Below are 5,031 nucleotides of genomic sequence, written 5' to 3'. Positions count from 1 at the left end.
GTGCTGCCTGGAGCCCCAGCGCCTTGAGGTCCTGTGTCTCCCTGGGGTCCTGTGTTGCCCTGAGGCCCCGTGCTACCGGGAGTTCCAGCGCCTTGAGGTCCCGTTTCACCCTGAGGCCCTGTGTTCCCTTGGGGCCCGATGTCGCCTTGAGGTCCTGTGCTGCCTGGAGCCCCAGCGCCTTGAGGTCCTGTAATCCCCTGAGGCCCCGTATCCCCTTGAGGTCCGATGTCGCCTTGAGGCCCCGTGTTCCCTTGAGGCCCCGTGCTTCCTTGAGGCCCAGTATCGCCTTGGGGTCCTGTAGTGCCCGGAGCCCCAGCGCCTTGAGGTCCTGTAATCCCTTGAGGCCCCGTATTCCCTTGAGGCCCGATGTCGCCTTGAGGTCCTGTGCTGCCTGGAGCCCCAGCGCCTTGAGGTCCTGTGTTGCCGGTTGGTCCTGTTGGCCCGGTAACTAAGAAAGTGCCTGTCGGAATGATAGGTCCTCCGACCGGTCCCTGAGGTCCTTGAGTTCCTGGGGTTCCTTGTACACCGGGTGGTCCCATTACTCCGTTTACACCAGTTCGCCCTCTCCCTAGAGGCCCTCTAGGACCTCTAGGTCCTCTTGGACCTTGAGGTCCACGTAGTCCATATCGACCTCGGCATCCTTTAGGTCCTTTTGGCCCCTTGGGCCCTTGAGGTCCCTGAGGTCCACACCGTCCCCTGTATTTTCTAGAATAACCATGTAAGAAAGGCAGGATATATCCCCTACGTTGATTCATCTCCTCACTCCTAAACTTTTGATATAACAGGATACGAATTCATAGCAATAAATGATATAAATAAATGACTATTTTCTCTGTTTCTGGGATGAAATAATAGAGTTATAGGCCAAAGTTTTCCTGATTATCCCTATCGCTGGCTACAAATAAATACCCCCTGCACTATGAAGAACAGCGGGTTTGTTCACTATATTTGGCAAGAAAGTTATTACTAGCCTCCTTGCTTTTTTTGTAGGTGAGAGAGTGTGTTCAATGATTCTCTTTGTGATGTTTTTAATTTGTAATCAAAAATTTACATTACTTATACGTAGCCGTGGGTAATAGTAGATAGATCACGGTTCGCCTAATCTTGATACAATAAGATCAAATAGGGGGGAAATGATTTGGAGCTATTAATCGGTATCTTGCTGTTTATGTTTATCATGGTAACCATTATCGTGAATGTTGTTGTACGTAATAATAAAAAAAGAGGAAAGAACATGGGTTTACATGTGATGCCTAATTTAGGATTACAAAAGAATGATGAACTGTTCCAAGCAGAGATGAAAAAGTTAGTGGAGCATATAGAACAATCGATTCCTGAGTACTATGCGAGTCAGGTAAGGGAGCGAGTGATCCGTGAATATCAGATCTCACAAGATGACTTCGAAAATCGTTGGTTCGAGTGGAAACGTTACTTAGTGATGGTCTCCATTCTCCCGTACGTACCGATGTATAGCCGAGATGTTGATGTCATTTGGCATGAGATGCTAATGTTTACCAAGGACTATGAACAATTCTCCAAGAAATTAGTAGGAAATACCCTCCATCATCAACCGCACGGTGCAGGGGAGCTGAAGTTTGTTCCAGACGATCGCGCATGGTTTGACCTTATCTTTTCTTTACTATTTGAGCCAACTAAATATACAAACTACACGTGGGGAAAATTTTTAAAACATCCAGTTTCTGTCCCAGTTATTCATGACTTTCGAACCTTACCAACGGAGAAGATACAGGAAAGGTATTTCAATACTCATTCAGCATCCCTTTTTCCTGTAATAGAAAACATACAAAAGTTGTTAATCACACAAGTAAAGCAAAAATTAAAGAAGCTTGATCAATTTTACGTGACCCATGGATCCAATATAAAGACGTTTAAAAAATACCATAACATAAAAGCACCTGATTACATCCTTGTGGGGTTCCTATTTTTATCCGCATATCATTATGATGTTTTTCTTGCTCAACATGCGCTCCTTAATGCGCAATCGAGTTCCTATGGCAGTAATTATATATTTGGTTCAGGTGATAGTGGTTCCAGTAGCGATGATTCAGGTAGTAATGACTCAGGCAGTAGTAACTCAGATAGCGGCGGAAGCAGTTGTAGTGGTGGTAGCAGCAGTAGTTGTGGCGGCGGTGGCTGTGGTGGTGGAAGCTAGGTAAATGGCATGACTATGATGTTAAATTAGGAGGGATTGGAATGTCTGATTCGCTAGATCAGCTATTGCACCGAGTGGAAGAAGTGGATAGTTCTCAAGCTTTTACCCTTCAAAATTCAAGAGCATTAAAAATTCGCTTAACCGATTCTGTATTTTGTCGAGCGGGTAGCATGATTGCATACCAGGGAAATATCAAGTTTGAAAGCACCACGGGCGGTGGGATTAGCAAATGGATTAAAAAGAAGATTACAGGCGAAGGTGTTCCCTTGATGAAGGCAGTTGGGAATGGCGATTTATTCTTAGCAAATCAAGCGGCTGATATTACGGTGGTTGAGCTGAAAGGAGAAACCTTGTTCGTCGAAAGTAGAAATCTTCTTGCCTTTGAAAAGACCATCAATTGGGATGTTACCTTATTAAAAGGCAGTGGCTCTGTGTCTGGTGGCTTATTTACTTGCAAACTAAGCGGTCATGGGTGTGTTGCGATTACCTCCTTTGGAGAGCCTATTGCTTTAGAGGCGCCCTGTGTTGTAGATCCAGACTGTGTACTAGGTTGGACCTCGGGTACTTCCCCCACGATTCGTACCGATATCAACTTTAAAACATTAATCGGCAAATCTTCTGGTGAAACCTTTCAGCTAGCATTTAGTGGCGATGGGAAAGTACTTGTTCAGCCCTATGAAAACGACCAATCGGACCTGAAAGGATGATACAAATGTTTGAGCATTCTCTTCTTACTAGACTCACTGATCAAGCCGTTGGCGATGGTGTCGAGCAGTATGCAGGGCTTGATGTGATTGCGATCCGTAGTTATATCGACTCATTTGATTATACGGGCCGTAGTGGCAAGAAGAGTCGCCAATTTAACTTTGCTGTCGATGTAAATGCTTCCGATCAGATCATTTTAGCAGAACACGATTTGTACGATTGGATAGTATTACCCGGAGAGTTGCCTGTTACGGACGCAGTGAAGGAAGTGTTAAGGAAGGTTCAAGATAGTGCTGGTAATTAAGTCAAAATACAGAGTACCAAACAAAAGGGACAGAACCGAATTCTGCCCCTTTTTATTATGTGAATTAATTCGTAGAAAAGAAAAACTTCAATGCTCTCGGAAGTTCCCGTTGCCAGAAGCCCCACGTGTGGTCGCCCTCTTCTTCGTGGTAGGCTACATGTGCACGTTTTTCTACTAGAAGTTGATAGACCTCACGATTCCTTGCCACGAGATCTAAGGTTCCCATATGCGTTTCAATTGCTGATTCGGATAGGCCGATCGACTGATAGATTTCAAGGAATTGTAGGGAATACACGCGTGAGAGATCATGTACTGTTTTTTCCAGAAAAGCCCCCGATTGCGATAAAACCCGATTACAGATTTCTGGATACTCGAGGGCGATATGTAAAGACGCTGTCCCTCCTAAAGAAGAGCCTCCGATTACCAATTTGTCAGTCGAGGTATCAACCGAATACCTTTCCTGCATAAGCGGTAACAACTCTTCAACGACCATCTGTTTATGTGCTTCATGAAATTCTCCAGTAGGCGAATACTGCGCTGTTCGTTTCATTTTATCCACCGGTACGAATGCCATCACAACGGGTACCATCTCATTTTGAGACAATAATTGATTTGCTTGTGTAGCAATCCTGCCTAAATTAAGATAATCCGGCCCATCATGGAGAATAAGGAGAGGATATGATAGGGAGTCATCGTAATCCGGTGGCAGATAAACGTGAATATCCTTCGTCTCCTCTAAATGAGAACTTGTCAGCTTTTCCTTCTTAATCGTTCTAGTTAGATATTTGGTATCCATTTCTCATTGCCCTTTCTATGCAAAAACAATGCTTTCATTACAATATACCCATAATCAGCTTATCGTGAATCAATGATTTGGATAGCCCCTTGCTCAAATAAGTAAGGGGTTATTCCATTTTTGTCTAGTTTCTTGTGTGTATACATGCCCTTTTAAGTAAAAAAGGGCATGTGGGTGTGCCGAGTGTGTTGTGACTACATACACTACATTTGAAATCTTCTATAGTGTAAGGAGGTATAGCATGTCCCAAGCGAATTTACCCAATATTACACCTAGTATTGGGATTACAAGAGAAGATGCAGTAAATCTGCTACTATCATCGATTGCATTAGAAGAGCTAGGCCTAAGTCATATTATTAATGCCGAGGGAGAAAAGCTCCAATACATTCTCGGAACTCTCCCCGGAGTGTCATCAGGCTTTCAACCTACTATAAGCGATCTACTAACGATCAATAGTAGTGTTCGCGATACAATTAATGTTATTGCTAAGAAGGAATGGATTTTAAATGAGAAGTTAGACAATGTGTTAAATACAGATGTTACGAGAGGACCGACGGGGGCAGCAGGAGCTACAGGGCCGACTGGGCCATCAGGAGGACCTCCTGGGCCTCAAGGACCCACGGGACCTCAGGGGTCATCAGGAGCTACAGGGCCATCAGGAGCTACAGGGCCACAAGGACCTACGGGACCTCAAGGGAACACAGGGCCTCAAGGGAACACAGGACCTCAGGGGCCATCAGGACCTACAGGGCCTCAGGGACCCCAAGGGAACACGGGGCCACAAGGACCTACGGGAACGTTTGCTACAGGCGATTTCTTATTCACGGTTCTAGGAAACACAGGCGCAGACGGAAATGTTCCAGTCGGTTTTGGAGATATCTTAAACTTTATATCCAATTCGTTAGAAATTACGGTAAGCCCTGGTTCTGCCAATGTGAGTATTGAAGCGCCCACTGGAGGAACTGGGGCCTTTGCGGAAGCTGTTCAAGCCGCCCTTGAAGCACTCGGTCTTACCGGAGGTACTGGCCCACAAGGCCCAACCGGCCCACAAGG

Annotated in this window: 5 protein-coding genes and 1 pseudogene; 4 read left to right on the top strand and 2 right to left on the bottom strand. The window is 45.3% G+C overall.

Going from position 1 to position 5,031, the window contains the following annotated elements; translation table 11 throughout:
* Positions 1-755 (bottom strand): annotated as a pseudogene (locus BT147_RS15400) (collagen-like protein); the annotation flags it as partial.
* A gap of 383 nt (positions 756-1,138) precedes the next feature.
* Between BT147_RS15400 and BT147_RS03235 the strand changes: the two are divergent.
* Genes BT147_RS03235 through BT147_RS03225 form a run of 3 tightly spaced genes read left to right on the top strand, consistent with a single transcriptional unit; the run spans position 1,139 to position 3,182 of the window.
* Positions 1,139-2,173 carry a UCP032817 domain-containing protein gene (locus BT147_RS03235; protein WP_072330930.1) on the top strand — a complete coding sequence of 345 codons (1,035 nt, stop codon included), beginning with the start codon at positions 1,139-1,141 and terminating at the stop codon, positions 2,171-2,173.
* Between the two features lie 41 nt (positions 2,174-2,214).
* Positions 2,215-2,880, top strand: coding sequence for an AIM24 family protein (locus BT147_RS03230; RefSeq protein WP_072330928.1), 666 nt, complete (start codon positions 2,215-2,217; stop codon positions 2,878-2,880).
* Positions 2,881-2,885: 5 nt separating this feature from the next.
* Positions 2,886-3,182, top strand: a complete 297-nt coding sequence (locus BT147_RS03225; RefSeq protein WP_072330926.1) for a hypothetical protein — start codon at positions 2,886-2,888, stop codon at positions 3,180-3,182.
* A gap of 64 nt (positions 3,183-3,246) precedes the next feature.
* On the opposite strand, the gene BT147_RS03220 is transcribed toward BT147_RS03225, so the two are convergent.
* Positions 3,247-3,978, bottom strand: a complete 732-nt coding sequence (locus BT147_RS03220) for an alpha/beta hydrolase (RefSeq protein ID WP_072330924.1) — start codon at positions 3,976-3,978, stop codon at positions 3,247-3,249.
* 241 nt (positions 3,979-4,219) lie between these two features.
* On the opposite strand from BT147_RS03220, the gene BT147_RS14990 reads away from it, so the two are divergent.
* The coding region (locus BT147_RS14990; protein WP_143187903.1) for an alpha-helical endospore appendage domain-containing protein at positions 4,220-5,031 on the top strand (812 nt) is incomplete at its 3' end.

It is taken from the genome of Thermoactinomyces sp. DSM 45891 (assembly GCF_900119485.1).
Taxonomy (GTDB): domain Bacteria; phylum Bacillota; class Bacilli; order Thermoactinomycetales; family Thermoactinomycetaceae; genus Baia.
This window is presented reverse-complemented; position numbering and strand designations above follow the sequence as displayed.

Coding starts and splice junctions, on each gene's coding strand:
- BT147_RS03230 (WP_072330928.1), top strand. CDS start 2,215: ATGTCTGATTCGCTAGATCAGCTATTGCACCGAGTGGAAGAAGTGGAT.
- BT147_RS03225 (WP_072330926.1), top strand. CDS start 2,886: ATGTTTGAGCATTCTCTTCTTACTAGACTCACTGATCAAGCCGTTGGC.
- BT147_RS03220 (WP_072330924.1), bottom strand. CDS start 3,978: ATGGATACCAAATATCTAACTAGAACGATTAAGAAGGAAAAGCTGACA.